This window comes from Martinezella lusitana (assembly GCF_010668395.1).
In the GTDB taxonomy this organism is placed as follows: Bacteria; Pseudomonadota; Alphaproteobacteria; order Rhizobiales; family Rhizobiaceae; genus Rhizobium; species Rhizobium lusitanum_A.
On the sequence record NZ_WUEY01000013.1, the window covers coordinates 180,866 to 199,552 of the forward strand.

12 protein-coding genes and 1 pseudogene are annotated in these 18,687 nt (G+C 62.0%); 3 read left to right on the forward strand and 10 right to left on the reverse strand.

Annotated elements, in window-relative coordinates; all coding sequences use genetic code 11:
• Positions 1–19 precede the first annotated feature (19 nt).
• Entirely contained in the window at positions 20–997 is a 978-nt protein-coding gene (locus tag GR212_RS24600; RefSeq protein WP_163990451.1) for an ABC transporter substrate-binding protein, read from the reverse strand.
• Positions 998–1,097: 100 nt separating this feature from the next.
• Between GR212_RS24600 and GR212_RS24605 the strand changes: the two genes are divergently transcribed.
• The gene (locus GR212_RS24605) at positions 1,098–2,426 is read left to right on the forward strand and encodes a PLP-dependent aminotransferase family protein (RefSeq protein WP_163990453.1); all 1,329 of its coding nucleotides are present in this window, start codon (positions 1,098–1,100) and stop codon (positions 2,424–2,426) included.
• Between the two features lie 27 nt (positions 2,427–2,453).
• On the opposite strand, the gene GR212_RS24610 is transcribed toward GR212_RS24605, so the two are convergent.
• From GR212_RS24610 to GR212_RS24640, 7 genes and pseudogenes are all read right to left on the reverse strand, one after another.
• The gene (locus tag GR212_RS24610; RefSeq protein WP_163990456.1) at positions 2,454–3,524 is read right to left on the reverse strand and encodes an acyltransferase family protein; all 1,071 of its coding nucleotides are present in this window, start codon (positions 3,522–3,524) and stop codon (positions 2,454–2,456) included.
• Positions 3,525–3,563: 39 nt separating this feature from the next.
• Positions 3,564–4,379, reverse strand: a complete 816-nt coding sequence (locus GR212_RS24615) for a galactosyl transferase (RefSeq protein ID WP_163990458.1) — start codon at positions 4,377–4,379, stop codon at positions 3,564–3,566.
• A gap of 93 nt (positions 4,380–4,472) precedes the next feature.
• Positions 4,473–5,963 carry a lipopolysaccharide biosynthesis protein gene (locus tag GR212_RS24620; RefSeq protein ID WP_163990527.1) on the reverse strand — a complete coding sequence of 497 codons (1,491 nt, stop codon included), beginning with the start codon at positions 5,961–5,963 and terminating at the stop codon, positions 4,473–4,475.
• Positions 5,964–6,188: 225 nt separating this feature from the next.
• Positions 6,189–6,818 (reverse strand): DnaJ domain-containing protein, encoded by a 630-nt coding sequence (locus tag GR212_RS24625; protein WP_163990459.1) that lies wholly within the window; start codon positions 6,816–6,818, stop codon positions 6,189–6,191.
• A gap of 346 nt (positions 6,819–7,164) precedes the next feature.
• Positions 7,165–8,667, reverse strand: a complete 1,503-nt coding sequence (locus tag GR212_RS24630; RefSeq protein WP_163990461.1) for a DegQ family serine endoprotease — start codon at positions 8,665–8,667, stop codon at positions 7,165–7,167.
• Positions 8,668–8,930: 263 nt separating this feature from the next.
• Positions 8,931–9,587 carry a DUF2161 domain-containing phosphodiesterase gene (locus GR212_RS24635; protein ID WP_163990463.1) on the reverse strand — a complete coding sequence of 219 codons (657 nt, stop codon included), beginning with the start codon at positions 9,585–9,587 and terminating at the stop codon, positions 8,931–8,933.
• A gap of 33 nt (positions 9,588–9,620) precedes the next feature.
• Positions 9,621–10,516, reverse strand: a pseudogene (locus GR212_RS24640) (LysR family transcriptional regulator).
• A 143-nt stretch (positions 10,517–10,659) separates the two neighbouring features.
• Here GR212_RS24640 and GR212_RS24645 point away from each other — a divergent pair.
• Both GR212_RS24645 and GR212_RS24650 read left to right on the forward strand, forming a co-directional pair.
• Positions 10,660–11,853 carry an MFS transporter gene (locus tag GR212_RS24645; protein ID WP_163990465.1) on the forward strand — a complete coding sequence of 398 codons (1,194 nt, stop codon included), beginning with the start codon at positions 10,660–10,662 and terminating at the stop codon, positions 11,851–11,853.
• A 28-nt stretch (positions 11,854–11,881) separates the two neighbouring features.
• On the forward strand, positions 11,882–12,712 hold the full coding sequence (locus GR212_RS24650) for an aldo/keto reductase (protein ID WP_163990467.1): 831 nt from the start codon (positions 11,882–11,884) through the stop codon (positions 12,710–12,712).
• Between the two features lie 69 nt (positions 12,713–12,781).
• On the opposite strand, the gene GR212_RS24655 is transcribed toward GR212_RS24650, so the two are convergent.
• Together GR212_RS24655 and GR212_RS24660 are read right to left on the reverse strand one after the other, a co-directional pair.
• Positions 12,782–16,042 carry a GH36-type glycosyl hydrolase domain-containing protein gene (locus GR212_RS24655; protein WP_163990469.1) on the reverse strand — a complete coding sequence of 1,087 codons (3,261 nt, stop codon included), beginning with the start codon at positions 16,040–16,042 and terminating at the stop codon, positions 12,782–12,784.
• A gap of 176 nt (positions 16,043–16,218) precedes the next feature.
• Complete coding sequence (locus GR212_RS24660) at positions 16,219–18,687, reverse strand: glycoside hydrolase family 2 protein (RefSeq protein WP_163990471.1); 2,469 nt, start codon at positions 18,685–18,687, stop codon at positions 16,219–16,221.

Below are 18,687 nucleotides of genomic sequence, written 5' to 3' on the forward strand. Positions count from 1 at the left end.
CTTGAATTTCGGTTGATGCTCAGAGTGTGTTCGTCCGGCTGCCGTCGACGTCGAAGGGAAAGAGTTCTTCCGGCGTCATCAAGCGCGGCAAAATGCCCTGCACATGCAGTTCCCCGGCGAAATCGGCGATCATCTTGCGATTGGTGGCAAAGCCGCTCGCATCCCAGCCCTCGGGCAGTTCGGCGGCCGATTTCAGCAGCTCGTCGAGCATGAAGGGCGTCGTGTCGGCATATTTGCGCCGCTTGTTCAGCCAGACGCGCTGCGATTCATCGAGCAAGGCATTCAGCTCCGCCATGACCCAGGGATGCTCGGCGACGAATTCCGCCTTGAAGCCGATGAGATGCATACCCGGTACATAGCCCACATCGGCAAAGTAGCGATGCTCGGCGGCGCGGAAATCCGGCAGCAGCTGGCGGAAGCCGGAATTGCCGGCGAAATAGCCGTCCGGCATGAAGGGCGTAAAGATCGCGTCGAGCTGGCCTTCCTTCAGAAGATTCACCATCGGCCTTTCGCCCGGTGCAGCCTCGATGCGGCCGGGCCGACCGAACCCGTCGAGGCGGTCGGCGATCGGATGCGCTTCGGTGAGGCGACCGGCATACCACATGGCGTCCTCGACGCCGACGCCTTCGCGCCGGAGGGCCGCGCGTGTCCAGGTATTGCCGGAATCGCGCCAGCCGGTAACGCCGATGCGCTTGCCGGCCAGCTGCGCAAAGCTCGTGATCGGGCTGTCCTTGGCGGTGACGACGCATCGATGGCGAAAGCCGCGCATGATGAAGTTCGGGATGCCGACCACGCTTTCATCGCCATCGATGCGCATCTGCGTATAGCGGCTGAACGAGGTTTCGGCGGCGTCGTAGGCGTCGCTCTTGCCGACATGGGAAATCAGCGTGCCGACCCGGTCCACCCTGATGTCGAGTTTCGGGGAGGAGACATCGCCCAGGACCAATGGCGTGATGTAGTCCCAATCGCGAAGGGCAAGGCGAAGAGTAAGGGGCATGAAATTCACTCGCGGGATAACTTGTTTTTCAAATGATTAAATGTTCAAAATGGCTCGATCAAATGTTATTACGTTATTGAACATTAAAATTGGCGCATAAATGAGCGAAACTCGGGACGCGAACTGGTTTGCCGAAAAATTGAACGATCGGTCGATCCGAGGCATCGCATTGGAGACGAGCGCGCTCATTCGGGCCGGCGCCCTGCCGGTCGGCACCAAATTGCCGCCCATCCGCGATCTCGCTTTTGCGCTCGGTATCAGCCCTGCAACCCTCTCGGAAGCCTGGAGCGAACTCAGGCGCCAGAAGATCATCAGCGGCCGGGGTCGCAACGGCACCTGGGTCAGCGGCGATCGCTTCATCAGCCAGCCGGCGCGGCTTGCAAGCGCCGGCCACTATGGCGATCATGTCCTTGATCTGACGTCAGCCGGGCCGGATGTTCGGCTGCTTCCGAAGTTGGAGACGGCGATGGCGCATGGCGCATCGGCGGAGAACCTGAACAGCTATGAGCGCAGCCGTATCCTGCCGGAGCTGGAGACGGCGGTCAGGAAGACCTGGCCTTACGAGCCGGAGGCGTTCCTCGCGACCAATGGCGGCTACAATGCCGTCTATACCCTGGTCAACGCCCTCGTGATGCCCGGCGCCGCCGTCGCGATCGAGGATCCGACCGGCATGCGGCTTCTGGATATCCTCGAGGATCGCGGCGCTCGTATCATTCCGGTCAAATGCGATGAGGAAGGGCCGCTGCCGTCTTCGCTGGAAGAGGCACTGAGATACCGCCCGGTCGCCTTTATTTTCCAGCCGCGGTTGCATTCCGTCACCGGTCAGAGCGTGAGTGCGGCCCGCATGGCGCGCATCGCGGAAATCCTGCGGGACAGGGATACGCTGATCGTGGAGGATGACGGTGTTGGCGATATCTCGACGGCGCCGCGGCATTCGCTGGGCCGGATCTACCCCGATCGAGTCATCCATATTCTCTCCTATTCGAAGACGCATGGGCCGGATCTGCGTCTGGCGGTGTTGTCGAGCTCCCGCGCCATAGTTGATCAAATCCAGTCCTACCGCAGTTTCAGCTCCGGCTGGACCAGTCGTATTCTGCAGTCCGCGGTCGCCTGGCTGCTGCGGGATCCCACGACCGAGGCCTGCCTGGATCACGCTCGCAGCATCTATCGGGAGCGCCGCGCCGGCCTGATCGACGCGCTCGCAGAGCGCGGAGTCCCCGCGCAGCATGGCGGCGGCTTATGCGCGTGGATACCGATTTCGTCGGAACCGTTCGCGATGGTGACGCTTGCAGCACGCGGCATAGCGGTCAGCCCCGGGGCTAAATTTTCCATTCTGCCGAGCAGCCACCTGCGCGTCGTGACGGCGACGCTTTCCGAACGGCTTGAGGAAGTCGCGGACGCCATCGCCTTGGCTGCCGTGCATACCTGATCGACGGGCATGCCTGATCTTTGAGGGCTAGCCGCCCTGGCGTGCCTCCACGCTGTTGGTCGAGTTTCTCCATAAGCCGGCAAATCGAACCAGCACCGCAGCCAGTTTTGCCGAGATGAGCGCGATGACGGAAACCACAACAAGATAGATTGCGATATAGATCGGCTGCGGCAGCTGGATATTGTGCATCAGCTGCGCGTAGATCTCGGTAAAGCCGCGATGGCACATATAGATCGGATAGGAGAGATAGCCGAGAAATATGCCGAGCCGCTGCAGCCTGGCCGGCAATTCGAGCATCGTGCCGGCCAGCACGATCAGCGGCGAAATCAGGATGCAGAAGATCAGCGCATATTTCAGCGAATAGGTCGGAAGAAGCAGCAGGACGCAGATTGCCGCGATCGGCAGGAGGGCCGCATAGCTGTTCATGGTCCGGCCGAACACTGTATTGCTTCGCAGCCGATAGAGGATCATTCCGAGCGTGAAGGAGAAGAAGACGCGGGCAAACCCGCCATCCACCGAACGCCATTCCCAGCCGAGATCGAGCGATTTGTGATAGAAGACCGAGGCGATGAGAAGCGCGAGCGACGCCGCGGCGACAAGAATGAGGCTTCGCGTTTTCAGCCGAAACAGCCCGAGCGCGAACACCAGGTTGGCGAGCAGTTCCCAAAACAGCGACCAGGCGGGGCCGTTCAAGGGATAGAGCGCCAGGATGTCTCCCGCCGACCGGGTGAGAAAACTCGGCGAGGGCAGCATGAAAGCCGTCGATAATATGCTTGCCCCAAGGTCGGCCCGTCCGACGCCTGATGCCTTCCAATGCAGCAGCAATTGCACAAGGCCGTAGACGCTGCCGATGAGGAAGAGCGGATAGAGGCGTGCATAGCGTGCCTTCATGAAGGCCAGAACGGTCATGCCGCCCGCGAGTTTTTCCCCATAGGCCCGGGCGATGACGAACCCACTGAGCACGAAGAAGAAATCGACGGCGATGTAGGCCGATGGCGCATACGGCCTGTCGAGGTGATAGACGACGACGGCGAATGCGGCGAGCCCGCGCATTGCGTCGAGGGCGGCATATCTATGTCTCGTTGCATCGGCCGGCATCGATCGAAACCTCGTTGAGCGAAAGGGTGTGTGCGTGAGCTATCCGGCGGCGCGCATTCCGAAGAACTCGCTTTTCAGATTGCGATCGAGCGGCCGTACCCGCGAAAGGTTGCCCAGCAGCTGGCGGGGATGCGTCAGCACCGATCGGTTCAGGAAATGGGTCCGAAGCAGGTTGGACGACTTGCTGTGGGCGCCGCTATGCCCGACCCGATAGATTGCGCCGCGGAAGGGAAGCGATCCGAGCGGGGAGCCTGCCTCGGAAAGCAGCTTGCCGATGCGCACATGGCTGCCGAGCATGGATTTGATGTAGTCGACGTCCGCCTGTTCGAAGGTCGCCGGCAACCGGTAGAGATCGGACCGGATGATCAGCGACGTGCCGCAGTAGTTGGCAAAGTCGTTATGATGCAGCAGCAGCCGGCCGCCTTCGTTCCAAAGATAACCCCGGTCGATCTTCCAGCCGTTGGCATCGCTGTTTCGGGCGGCGAAATCGACGATATTGGCGCTGACGAAATCATCGTCGTCGACGATCATGAAGAAGCGCGTGTCGCGCGCGGAAAGCATGCCGCTCAGAACGCGCCGGCCCTTGTCCAGGCGGAATGCGTCGTAGACCTTCTCTCGGTCGGCGCCATCGATATCGTGAAGCTGGTTCGGCGGAAACGTGACGCGCTCGGCCGAGAAATTCGGCGGCAGTTCGGGCAGGTCGGCCCCCTCGTTGGCAACGATCACGCCGCGCCAATTGCCATTCGACTGCCCGGAAATCGAAGCGATGGTCTGAGCCAGGCGCCTTTTCAGCGAGGGCCAGTCATTGGAGTTGGCCTGATGGCGAACGGGAATGATAAACGTAACCAGTGTCATGATGCGCCTTTCTGACATTTGGTGTTGCTGTCGCGGGGATCAGGGAGGCAATGGGGGATTTGCTCTCTCCGGATCCCATGGTCGCGACGGCCGCTACTGTGCCTTTGCGCGGCGACCTTGCAGCGTCGTCCGCACGAGGAAGAGGATCCTTTCCCTGCATAGAAGAAGGATAAGGCCCGAATAGGTGAGGCCGCCGACCAGAATTTCGCAGACCAGGCGCGTGGCGAGGGACCAGTCGCCAAGGGCGGAGGATGTTGCCAGCACTGCGACGAGCATGCCGAGGTAAGCGGCGATCGGCCTCAGGAACTGGCCGAAATATTCCGCGATGCTGAGCCCGATCAGTTTCGAGACCATCCAAAGCGTTACCGGCCATAGCAGGATCACGCCCAGCATCAGCCCAAAGACGACGGTTGCGACGCCGTACTCGTGAAGAAGGAGAACGGTGAGGATGGCGACGATGTTGCGTACCAGCTGATAGTAGAACCACCAGTCGGACTTGCCCTGGCTGGTAATCAGCGATGCCTGGATGACACCGATGCCGGCCATCAGGCCGATCACGCAGAAGAAACGAACGGGCCAGATGGCCGCCGTCCAATGGGGTCCGAAGATCAGCGGAATGGCGTCGTCGGCGACGGCTGCAAGCCCCATGAAGGCCGGGAAGGACACGAGAGAGCAGCCGAAGGTCGCCATGAGGAAGGCTTCGCGCACCTTGTTCTGGTCGTGCTGCAGGGAGGAGAGCAGCACATGGCTGACCGACGTCAGGCCGCCAGCCACCACGTTGTTGAGCATCTCATAGAGCCGACGGGCGAAATTGTAGATGCCGAGAGCGGCAGGGCTGACCAGGGTGCCGATAATCAGCTGGTCGAGATTCATCGTCTGCAGGAAGCGGTTGCCCGAGGCGAAGATGCCGTAGTGCAGAAGCTCCCGCAGGCTGGAGAGCTTGATCCTGAAACCCGGCAGCCACCGTGCGCCCCAGAAGGCTGCGATGCAGGCTGCGGCTGGCGCGGCGATCTGGGCAATCGCAAGCGCCCAGAGTCCGAAGCCGGCGAAAATCAGCGAAAGGCAGATGGTCGCCGAGACGAAGGTGGCGATCGCGGTGCGTACGGCTGCAAGATGAAAGGACATCGTCCGGCCGATCAGGGCATTGGGGACGATAATCATCATGTCGAAGAAGATTTTCAGCCCGATAATCATCAACAGGCTGACGATCTCGTCATGGCCCACCCAATGGGCAAGCGTCGGCGAAAGGACAAACAGCGCGGCATAGAGAATTGCCGCCGAGAAGAAGGACAGCCAGAAGACGGTATCGAGATGGCTGCGCCGTATCGATTTCTGCTGGATCAAGGCCTCGCCGAAGGCCGTCGGCCCAAAACCGGCGGCGAAACTGACGATGGCGAAGGCGAGTGCGACAAGGCCAAAATCCTGCGGCAGGAGAAAGCGGGAAGTGACGACGAAGACCAGGCTGTTGAGCGCCGTGGGGATCAGCGTGTCCAGCGCCGACCAGAAGGCGCCTCTCAGCGCAGCCCGCGACCGGTTTTCGCTCAGATGTTCAAAGACGATTTCATCGGCTTCGGAAACCAGCAAACGCACACCTCGCCATCCAGATTGTCGTCATATGCCGAGTTCCGGCATCCGCTCGCGCCGCAATTCGCCCGGCGGGCGTGACGGCGTGTCGGATGCTTGATCTAGGCCAGCTCTTCGATTTGTCTAGGGAGGATTGTTGCATTGCAACATTGCGTTGCTGAAAATGATTGCGCGATCAAGGCAGACGCGAAATCCGTGTCCTCAATGCGGCCGGAAATGCCGTCACTATTGCGCGGCGGAACGAATCTGCGGCTCATCCCACTCGATTTCGGCAGCTACATCCGCCTCGTCCTGCAGCTCGTTCAGTTCATAGAGATAGCCTTCAAGCATGTCGCAGGCACGTTCGCTCGCGCCGATCTTTGCTTCCGTTTCGCTGATGGCGGTGGCGATCGCCTTGATACGGGCGCGCAGCATGTGGCCGACCACATCCTTGCCGGGTCGCTTGCCAAGTCGCTCGAGGTGAAGGCCGATGCGATTGGAATGCCGTTCGAGTTCGCTCTTGCTGAAATTCGCCTTGCGAATGTCTTCGAGAAGGCTCGTGCGCATCTTGGCGACGGGATCGAAGGTTCCGGGCTCGCGCTCGTCCAGCACCATCTCGGTAATGAGCTTTTCGATGGCGACCAGCGCTTGAAGATCGACGGCATCGGTCAATTCGACGTCATAGCCGGTATCGTCGAACACCTTGCGGCGCACGGGATCGAGAAGCAACTCGTAGGCTTTCTGCAAACGGGCGAAAGCATCCGTATCGCCGCCGGAATCCGGATGGGCTGCTTTCGCGCGCTTGCGATAAGCCGCCTTGACCTGCTCTTCGTTCGCATCGCGCGCAACGCCGAGTATATCGTATGGATCAGTCACTCCAACTCCTGCCGCCGCCTATTCCTGCTTCCAGGGCCTTTTGCCGCTGATCTTGCTGGCGGGTTTAAACGTGCCGCCGGCCTGTTTCAATCGGCTCCGGCGCTATTTGTACCATCACCAAGGCAGAGTTTGGACAAAAAGCGACATGTGTCAAAGGCGAACTGCCTCTTCTGTGGAAATGCGTGACCTCGGATCACCCCGTCGAGGAAGGCGGTCGAGCGTGCCTGTTTGAGCCGGCAGAGCTGGGCAAGGCGGTTGGCCCGAGCGGCAGGGCCTGCTGGTGATACAACGACAATCGGCCCGCTCCCTTGGAGGAAGCGGGCCGATTGCAGGGCATTTCAGGCTCTTAGGCGGCCGAGAAGGGGACGGCAACGAAGGTCTTGTTGCCATCGCGCTCGATCAGCAGCAGCACGGACTTGCGGCCATCCTTGCCGGCCTGGGCGACGGCCGTCTGGACCTCATGGGCGTTGCGCACCGGCTGATCGTTGACCGAGACGATGATGTCGCCGGTCTGGATGCCGGCAGCGGCCGCGGGCTTGTCCGGATTGACGCTGGCAACGACGGCACCCTCGACGCCGTGCGGCAGGTTCAGCTGTTGGCGGACATCGGGCGTGAGGTTGGCGAGACCGACGCCGATGCTCGGCTGGTTGGACGGCTGGACCTTGCCGTCGCCGCTGTCGTTTGCGGCCTGCTTGCTGTCGTCATTGCCGCCGATGGTGACGCCGACGTCCACGTTCTTGCCGTTCCGCCACAGCGTGACCGAGCGCTTGTCGCCGGGAGAGAGATCGGCGACCAGCCGCGACAGATCCTTCGGCGTCTTGACCGTCTCGTTGCCGACGGCGGTCACGATATCGCCGCTCTTGATACCGGCCCGGGCGGCCGGCGTATCGTCGTTGACGCTGGCAACCAGTGCGCCTTCGGCCTGCGACAGGCCCACGGCGTTGGCGACATCGGAAGTCACGGGCTGGATCGCGACGCCGAGATAGCCGTGATCGATGGAGCCGTTCTTTTCCAGCTTGGCGACGATGGACTTGGCCTCGTCGGAAGGAATGGCAAAGCCGACGCCGACGCTGCCGCCGTTCGGCGAATAGATGGCGGTGTTGATGCCGACGACATTGCCTTCACGATCGACGAGCGGTCCGCCGGAGTTGCCGTGATTGATCGGGGCGTCGATCTGGATGAAGTCGTCATAGGGGCCGCTATGCAGGTCGCGGCCGCGAGCCGAGACAATGCCGGCGGTGACTGTCGTGCCGATGCCGAAGGGGTTGCCGATCGCCAGGATCTGGTCGCCGAGCTTCAGCTTGTCGGAGTCGCCCCAGGCGATGGTCGGAAGCGCCTTTGGTGCCTGGATCTTCAGAACGGCGAGGTCGGATTTTGCGTCGGCGCCCAGCAGCTTGGCGGGGACTTCGGTGCCGTCATCAAGCGTTACCTTGATGTCGACCGCATTCTGGATGACATGATTGTTGGTGACGATCACGCCATCCGGGCTGATGATGAAGCCGGAGCCGAGCGCCATGGCGCGCTGGTTCTGCTGCTGATGCGGCGCTTGTTTCGGGAAGGGGATGCCCTGATTTTCGAAGAATTGGCGGAACTGCTCGTCCATCGGCGAATTGCTGCCGTCGTCGCTCGTATCGGTTGCCTTCATAGTCGTGGTAACGGTGACGACAGCCGGTTTGTCGGCATCGACGATGGGGGCGAATGAGCCGCCGGGCGCTATGATGCCGGCCGGTTCGGCGGCAGCGGCGACGGTGGCGGACGTGCTGAAGGCAAAGGGCAATGCGCCCGCGCCGACAATGATGGCTGCCCCGACGATGGCGGCAGTGCGGTGTTTGCGGAGAAGAGATGACATGGCAAAAGTCCCTTGCGAGATCGTTGGCGAATTGGCGTCTTGTCCATCTCAGGGACAGGCGTCGAATGGGGTCGCGTCAATTCGTTGCGGGGGGCTTTCTTTCCGTCATTACTGGAGGAAAGAAAGTATAAAATCGAACTGGCGCTGTTTGTTAATATGATCCGCCAATTGACTTTTACAAATTAAATATTGATCATGTTTTTATTGCAAAAAATTAAGATATTACATGAATTTAATGTTGAGCGGCCGGAATTTTTCCATATTTAGCTTTGCAGTGCCGGCCATCTCTTGAGAGCCTCCGTGCCGAGCTCCGTCAGCGCATAGATGCCGCGGTCGATGCGCTCAAACCAGCCATAGACGTTATCTCTCAGAATTTGCGGGGCCTTCGGCGCTGCGGCCCGCATGTCCTTGGGGCGCTGGACACCATTCTCGATCGCCGCCGCGCAGGCAAGCGCCTGTTGCCGGTACGCGGTCATGATCGGCTTGCGGGTACTGCCACCCAGCGCCGGGTCGCCCTTGCGCCGGCGATGTTCTTCAACAAGGCGTGATCGGCGCCGTGCATTTTTGCGCGGCATCGGCGAGACGGGGCTGACGATGACGTCGACGAGGTCATTGTCCGATACGCCCAGCATGCCGAAGCCCAGCCGGCGGCAGAGGTCGCGGAAACGGCGATCGCCCTCGCGTCCCTTGCCTTTCGCCGAGACGCGAGCGGCAATCCAGACCTCGTCGCTGGCTGCGGCACGATCCACAGCCTGCAGGATCAGCTCGAGATTGAAGCTCATCTTCAGCTCGCAAATGACGACGACGGGTGGCTCGCCATCATTCAATCCCACGAGGTCGCAGCCGCCGATCTCGCCCTTCACGGTATAGCCGGCGGCTTCGAGAAATGACTTGATCGGGAGATAGAGCGCCGTTTCCAAATCCGCCTCCGGCCTTTGAATTTCCGGTCACTTCTATCCGATTCGGTTAACCAGAAAGTCGATAAAGGCGCGGATGCGGGCGGCCAGATGCTCATGGCCGGCGTAAACGGCGTGAACGTGCTCGATATCTTCCGGGTTGAAGTCTTCGAGAACCGTCACGAGCCTGCCGGCGTTGATATCCGGCTGGACGTGGAATTGGCCGATACGGGCAAGGCCCACGCCCGCGACACAGAGGCTGCGAACCGTCGGCCCGTTATTGGCCTGGAAGTTCCCTTGCACGGTTCTCACGAAATGGGCGCCGCTCTGTGGATCGCGAAAGGCCAGCCCTCCGCGGTCGGGCGAAAGTTGAAGGTCAGACAATTGTGCTGGTCCAGCTCGTCCGGCGTTGCCGGCAAGCCGTTTCGTTCGGCATAGGAAGGGGACGCGACGATGACGCGGCGGCTTTCCATCAGCTTGCGGGCCTTGAGCGAACTGTCCCGCAAGGCGCCGGCGCGGATGGCGACATCCGCGCGCTCGCCGACGATATCGATGACGCTGTCGGTAAGGGATATGTCGAGTTCGATCTCGGGATAGCGCTCCAGAAAATCGGGAATGATCGGCACGATCGAGTGGACTCCGAAGGCGACCGAGGCGCTGACGCGCAGCAGGCCGCGCGGCACCATGGCGCCCCCGGCGGCCACGATCCGCTCCGCCTCGTGAATATCGGCGAGGATCGCCCGCGCCTTTTCGAGATAGATTTCTCCTTCAGGCGTCAATTGCAGCGAACGGGTGGTGCGGACCAGAAGACGGGTGCCAAGCCGCTCCTCCAGCCGGGTGACGAGTTTGCTGACGGCCGAGGGCGAAAGGCGCAGCTTGCGGCCGGCCGCCGAGAAGCTCCTCAGTGTGGCCACCTGAACGAAGACATCCATCTCGCCGGCGCGATTGTCCATGTTTCAGCTCACGTTTTGAATTCAATTCACAAGTGTTGCGTTTATATAGCCGATTATCGATTGAATGTCGCGGCGCCATATTCTGCTCCGAACAAGAACTGGTGTATCCGGCGCTGCCGGGTGCCATTTGATCGGGTGATCTCATGCCTCTCGCTTTGTTTGCCTTGACGATCGCGGCCTATGCGATCGGAACAACGGAATTCGTCATCGTCGGTCTGCTGCCCACCGTGGCGAACGATCTTCATATCAACCTGCCGCTCGCCGGCCTCATCGTCAGCGTTTATGCGCTGGGCGTCACCTTCGGCGCGCCGATACTGACGGCGCTCACGGGCCGCATCGAGCGCAAGCCGCTGCTGCTCGGCCTCATGGCGCTGTTCATCGTCGGCAACAGCATGGCGGCCCTGAGCCCGGGTTATGCTCCGCTGCTCGTCGCGCGCGTGCTCTCGGCCTTTGCCCACGGCGTGTTCTTCTCGGTCGGCTCCACCATCGCTGCCGATCTCGTCCCGGAAAATCGCCGTGCTTCCGCGATCGCCATGATGTTCATGGGCCTGACCGTCGCTATCGTCACCGGCGTTCCCCTCGGCACCTTTATCGGCCAGACCTTCGGTTGGCGCGCGACGTTCGCAGCCGTCGCAGGACTCGGCATCATTGCCTTTGCCGGAATTGCCCTGCTTCTGCCCTCCAACCTGAAGAAGGCTCCGCCGGCGAGCATCGGTGAGCAGATCCGCGTGCTTGCGAGCGGGCGCTTGCTTATTGTCTTTGCCATGACGGCGCTTGGCTACGGCGGAACCTTCGTCGCCTTCACCTTCCTGGCGTCGATCCTGCAGGAAGTGACCGGCTTTGCCGCCTCCGCCGTCAGCCTGATCCTCGTGCTCTACGGTATCGCCATTGCCATCGGCAATATCGTCGGCGGACGTCTCGCCAACGGCAATCCGGTTCGTGCGCTGACGTGGCTGTTCGCCGCCCAGGCTCTCGTGCTCGTACTGTTCAGCTTCACGGCCGTCTCGCCGTGGCTGACCCTCCCGACGCTCGCCGCCCTTGGCTTCCTGTCCTTTGCCAACGTACCCGGGCTGCAGCTCTATGTCGTTCAGCTTGCGCGCCAGGTTCGCCCCGCCGCCGTCGATGTCGCCTCGGCACTGAACATCGCCGCCTTCAATCTCGGCATCGCCGCAGGCGCCTGGATCGGCGGGTTAGTGGTCGAATCCTCTCTTGGCCTTGGCGCCACGCCCTGGGTCGGTGCGATCCTGGTCGTCGCGGCCCTGGTGCTAACCCTCTGGAGCGGCGCTCTCGACCGCCGCTCGTCTTCCGCGGCACAGGCCGTCTCCTGCGCCGCCTGACCAACCTTTGCAATCGAAAGGATCATTCATGCAAATCGTCAGCGCTAACGGCGCATCCATTCCCTCGCTCGGCTTCGGCACGTTCCGCATGCCAGGTCCCGACACGGAACGCATGGTCGCGCATGTTCTCGGCAACGGCTATCGCCATATCGATACCGCACAGATCTATGGCAACGAGGCCGAAGTGGGTGACGGCATCATCCGTTCGGGCATCGCCCGCGGCGACCTGTTCCTGACCACGAAGGTCTGGGTCGAAAACTATCGGCACGGCGCTTTCATCGCGTCGGTGGATGAAAGCCTCAGGAAGCTGAAGACCGACCATGTCGATCTCCTGCTTCTGCATTGGCCGAACGACGGCGTGCCGCTTGCCGAGCAGATCGGCGCTCTGAATGAGGTGGCAAAGGCAGGCAAGGTCCGCCACATCGGCGTTTCCAACTTCAACCAGGCCTTGATGCGGGAGGCTGCCCGGCTCAGTGATCTGCCCCTGGTCACCAACCAGGTCGAATATCATCCCTATCTCGACCAGTCGGTCGTCATCGAAGCTGCCGCCAGCATCGGCATGTCGGTGACTGCCTATTACGCCATGGCCGATGGCAAGGTGCTTTCGGACCCGGTGCTGAAGGAGATCGCAAACCTGCATGGCAAGTCGATCGCCCAGGTCGTTCTGCGCTGGATCGTTCAGCAGGGGCTGATCGTTCTGTCCAAGACCGTATCCGAAAGCCGTGCCGCGGAAAACGCCGCCATCTTCGACTTCGCGCTTTCGCAGGATGAGATGGCGGCAATCCATGCTCTTGCACAGCCGGGCGGGCGCATGGTCAGCCCCGATGGTCTGGCGCCTGTCTGGGATGAAGCGGCTTGACGTTCACGGTCCAATGGACCCTGTAGACAAGGGAGCCGCTCCGGCGGCTCCCTTTCGCATGTGAATGGTTCAGGCCTTGAAGTCCAGCTTAACCTCGCAGGCGCCGATCGAGGCCGGCAACAGCGGCTTGCGGATGCGCTGGCCGAACTGCCGCTTGAAGCCGAAAATATTGCCGATCAGGCTCTTGGTGTAGAGGCCGGGGCCGCTTGAATAGATGCGCCAGCCGCCATCGACGGCAATATCGCCGGCTTTGACGCGTCCCCAGTCCGAAGAGGCATGATAACGGTCGTCGAAGGCCGCATCGCTGCTGCTGAAATAGGTGTTGCGCTGGCGAAGCGACGCATGCTCCACCCGCCCGCTGACGGCGATCGGGTTGGCGAGCGCCAAGGCCTGCCATACGGCTTCCGCGTCGTTGTCGAGGGCCAGCGCCTCGCAGTAGCGCAGGTGCGCATGCACATACATGAGCCCGATCTCGCGACCGAAGAAGGATGAGGATTCGGCACGGCGGAAGAGCTTTTCCGGGCCGCCGGAATAGGTCGCCGGCTTTTCCATCAGCCGCACGCCATCCGGGAACAGCAGGTTCTCGCGGATGATCTTCATGTGGGCGTGGCGCTGATCGGGCGTAAACAGGCCACCGATCATGGGCTGGGTCATCGCAATCAGCGAGTAATGCAGGCCGGTCCGCGTGTCCTCGGGATGCAGCAGCAGTTCGACGCCGTCATGGCTCGGATCGAAGACGCCGTAGCCGGCGACGATGCCGTCGCGCATCAGGAGCCGGTTGAAGTCGGCGCGCATGGCAACGGCGGTTGCCTGAAGTGACTGTGCCTCCTCATTGCGACTGGCGAGCGTGAGGATGCCGGCATAGCGCACCAGCTGCTCATAAAGCAGCGACACCGTCCAGCTGCTGACCATCCAGTCGCGCAGGTGCGGATCGGCCGGCTGCAGGCTGTCGTTCCAGTCGCCCTCGCCATAGCGGATCAGGCTCGTGCCGGGTACGAAGCGGCTGCGCACGGTCTCCAGCAGCTTTTCGACGTGATCGGAGATCGTCGCATGCTCCGAGGTCTGCTGCATGGTGTCGTCGGCACGCCACGGCACCCTTTTGGCTAGGAAGGTGATGTCGCCGGTCGCCTCGATGTAATCGCAGAGTGCCTTGAGCGGCCAGACGACGATATCGCCATGCGCCTCGCCGGCGCGGATGTTGGCGTAGGGTTCCAGCATGAACCATTGCGGCCAGTCGCCACGATCCCGATACTGCTCGGAAAAGAGCGTGCTCAGGATCTGCCGGACCTCGTCGTCATGTTCGTAGGCCAGCAGGAATTCGATCGGTCCCTGGCAGACGTCGCGCGTTCCCCACGCGGCCCCCGTATATTGCTCCAGCCCATGCGGCACGCTCAGGTGGACGATGGCGTCATGTGCGATCCAGGGCAGCATGACCGCCTGTGCCGCGACATCGCGACCATCGCCCTCGACATGCGCGCCGCGCGTTACATGGCTCCAGAAGCGTCGCGCCGGCGCGAGCATCTCTTCGCTTTCGACACCGGCGCTGTAGCGCGAGGCAAGGGTTTCGGCCGCATCCGGATCGGTCATCGAGCCGGTGACGGCAAAGCGCAAGTCCCTGGTCGGATGCGATTTCAGCGCGATAAACGGGCCGTTGCGGGCGACGCCATCGCTATAGAGCAGTTCGTCGCCGCCAAAGGCCTCGAACGCATCCGGCGTCGAGGTGACCAGGTGATAACCGGCCTTCGGGTAGCGGTCCCAGAGCCAGGACGGCTGCGGCCGGAAGCAGAAGCGCTTGGCCGCCGTATCGACTGCAATGTTTGCCACCGCTTCGTAGTCGCGCTCGCCGAGCACGATATGCCCGAACACGAGAAAGCGGCAGGCGGCTCCTTCGACCGACACGCTCCACTGCATGGCCGGATCGTCGCCGGATGCGACGGCAGAGACCGAGACGGTGCGGCCGGAAAGCCGGTAAATCCAACGCGTGTCGTTAAGACCCATCTCGAATGCCGCGGGCACGCCGAGCAGGCGCCAGCCATCGCCGAGATCGACGAGGATGCGCAGGCCGCTTGCCCGCGTCAGATTGTAGGGGTCGCGCGAGACGGAGAACAGCTTGTGGAACGATGTATTGCCGATGGTCAGCTGTGCGGCAAAGATGCCTTGCATCCAGCAGGTCGCGGCCAGGGTCTGGTCATCGAGCAGCATATTCTGCCCGCTGCGGACGATGGCGCCGTGACGGCGGGCCACCAGCCGCTCCTTTTCGCGGAGCACAATATGTCTGTTGTGCGCCCCGTCCGGCACGAAGAAGGACAGCAGTTTTCCATCGGCATGCTCTTCCAGCATGCGCTCGGGGTAGAGCGCAGCGACGGTTGCTTTATCCAGCTCTTCGCTCTCGGCAAGAGGTGCGTCCTGCACGAGACTGCGCGCCGGCTCTGCGGCTGATATCGTGTCTGCCGCCAGCTCGCTCTGAAGCTTCGACAAGGCATCGAGACGGGCGAGATCGGCATCGCTGGAGGCGGCCGGATGATCGGCGATGAAAAGGCCGAAGAAAGTGGCGCTGGCAGCCGCGCTCGGCGCCAGCGAAAGCGGTTTTGACTGGATGGCCGGGCAGGCGACCTCGTGCTGGCGGCGTATGCTCGGGAGATCGTTGCCAAAAGCCGGCACCATGACGCCGTCGCCGCCCTTGGACGGCACGACGAGCTGGATGGCGTCGGTCGCGTAGGCCGCGGCACCCTCAAGGCAGCCTTGCGCGAGCCATGGATTTCGCCCGCCACCCTGTTTGAGGTTCTGGCGGTTCATCACCACGGGACCGAAGGCGGCATGGCCGGCAATGTGATGATCGATATATTGCGAGGCGTAGGCTTCGCTGTTCATCAGGAATCCGCGATCGCCGAGGCCGACATCCTGGATGAGGACGAGATCGGCGGAAAGCGTCGCACTGGTGCTGTTTTCCAGCGAGACCTGCCAGAACCATACGGTCTGGCTCGGATGCAGCCGCAGGCTGACCGTATGTTTGATACCGGCCGTCTCTCCGCTCCAGGAGAAACCGCCATCGCCGTGGCCAAAACGCACCGCAGCCTTCGGACCGACGATTTCGGCCGTCGTCGGTTTTGTTCCGCCGACGCGCAGGTAGAGCCTGCCGATCCCGCCATAAACAGGCGAGCCGAGCACCTGATTGATCATGATGCCGCCCTGCTGGTCGGCGAAGTCGACGGCAAACAGCGTGCCGTTCGGCAACACCGATGCCGAAAGACCGACGCTATTGCCAAGCGTGATAAGACCGAGTTCTTCGCGACGAGGCGTCTGAAAGCTGCGATGGGAGTCCGAGGACATAAGCCGTGTCTCGCTGATTCATGGATCGGATAAAGTGGCACTAGATCACAAGGCGACGCCCGATCATAGGAGGCATCACGCCATTCCCGCCCGCAATCTTTCGTAACGGTTTACTGTAGATATGAGGGCCGATCCGGCGCGATGCGCCGGATATCCTGTCCGAAGCGATCCTCGTTTTAATGATGCGGAGGCTCGGCGACCTGATTGGCCGTTCGCACGACGGTTCGAAGATCGGCATCGTCGAAGGCCTCCTTGGAGATGCCTCTTATCCTGAAGGTCCTTCTTTCGCCGGGCGCGAGATTGACCAGCATGTCGTCGACTTCGGCATTCGGGCCGATCCGGTCGACGAACAGGCAGAGATCGCGCAGGAAAGACTGCGCCGTGATGGTGACCGTGATCCCGTCCGTCGTCTGGGCACTCTCGACGTCGAAGCGAGGCTGCGGATATTGCAGCTTCATATCCTTCTCGAAGAACCACCAGGCTTCGGCATCGCCGAGGCGGGCGCGCAGGAATTCCCGGCGCGGATCGGCCGGTGTCGCGACATCGGCCGGGATATCGATATCGGTATTTTCGAAGCGATCGCACAGAATGCGCCAGACGTGGTGACGGGCAAGCAGCGTGCCGTTGAAATCGAAGCGTTCGACGGTGAAGGGCACGCGCCAGAACAGCGTTGCGTCATTGACCGCAACGGCAGCCAGGCCATCGCCGCGCGGCTGGATGGTCAGGAGATGCGGCGCGTAGCTATGCTTCAAGGCATACCAGAGCGGCTTCTTCCTGCCGGCGCCATCGAGGGCGGCCCAGGAGGTGACGGGCCAGCAGTCGTTGAGCTGCCAGACGATGGTTCCCATGCAGGTGGGGCGATGCGAGCGCATGTGGTCGATGCCGAAGCTGATCGCCCGCGCTTGGTTGAGCTGCGTGACGAACAGCCAGTCGTCGAAATTTTGCGGGTGGGGGAACCAGCCTTCCAGCCCCATCAGCAGCTTGTCGTTGCCGCTGGTTGCCTTCTGATGGTGCAGCACGCCCGGCGAGGCCGCGGCCCGGTCCTTCTCGCGAACGGACTGGGCGAGCGTTGCGAAGGTCGGCGGCGCCTGCCATCCGAATTCGGAGCAGAAGCGGGGGATATAGTTGCGGTAGGTCTCGTAACCGACCTCGTTCCAGACATCCCATATATGCTTGCAGCCATGCTCGTCCGCGTTCGGCGCGATTTCCATGGAGCCGGAATAGGGGCTGCCCGCCCAATAGGGCCGCGTCGGATCGATCTCGGCCACCAGCTTCGGCAGGAGGTCGAGATAGTAGCCGGCCCCCCAGGGTCGATTGCCGAGCACATCCTGCCAGCCCCAGTCGAAATAGCCCCAGATATTCTCGTTGTTGCCGTTCCAGATGACCAGCGAGGCGTAGGGCATGAGCCTCGTGATCGCTTCGCGCGCTTCCGCCTCGATCTCGCTGTAAACCGGTTCCTCCTCGGGATAGGTGGCGCAGGCAAACAGGAAATCCTGCCAGACCATGATGCCGGCGGCATCGCACTCTTCGTAGAACGTATCGGTCTCGTAGATGCCGCCGCCCCAGACGCGCAGCATGTTCATGTTGGCATCGCGGGCCTGGGCGATCCTGTCGCGATAGCGCTCGCGCGTCACGCGCGGCAGGAAGCAATCGTCGGGGATCCAGTTGGCGCCGCGGGCAAAGACCGGCACGTCGTTGACGACGAGCGTGAAGGCCGAGCCGATCTCATCCGGCGTCGTATCGAGCCGTACGGAACGGAATCCGACGCGGCGTTTCCAGCCGTCGAGTGCTGCACCGTCCGAGCCGAGGAGCTGCAGGTCGAGATCGTAAAGCGGCTGACCGCCCATGCCATGTGGCCACCAGACCTGCGGATTGTCGATGCGGCATTCGATCAGCGCATGGGTCTCTCCCTGGGCGACGCGAACCTCCGCGCGCTTGCCGCCGACGGACAAGACCAGCGCCACGCTATCCGTGCCCTTCTCCGCCCATTCGATCTCGACATGCAGGCGCGCCACGCCCTGGCTGCCCTGCAGCGTGATTTCCGGGCGGATGGTTCCGAGACGTGCCTTCGACCAGCTCTCGACGGCGATCGGTTTCCAGATGCCCGAGGTGACGACACTCGGGCCCCAATCCCAGCCGAAATTGCAGGCCATCTTACGGATGAGGTTGCTCGGGCCGGGATAATTCTGGGGGATATCGGCGGCGGTGCCGAGCTGTTTGCGCACGTCCTCGCCATGCTCGTAGGCCGATTGAAAATCGACGATCAATTCGTTGCGGCCGCTTTTCAGATGCTCTTCGATCGCGAAGCGGTAGCTCCGGTGCATGTTGCGGGTTTCGCCAAGGAGTGTGCCGTTCAGTTCCAGGCGTGCGGCCGTATCGAGGCCGAGGCAGGAGAGATCGGTGCGCTCGGCGTCCTCGCCATCCCAGTCGAAGGCCAGGCGATAGCGCCAGGCGGAGCGGCCGATCCAATCCTGCGAGATCTCGTTGACGTCGAGATAGGGATCGGTAATCAGCTGGGCCGCCATCAGGTCGAGATGCACGTTGCCCGGCACGGCGGCCTGGATCGAATTGGGCAGGGCCGGTGCGGTGGAGGGCGCGCGAAGGCGCGAAATGGTCCAGCCGGTGTCGAGCGTCTGTCTTTTCAT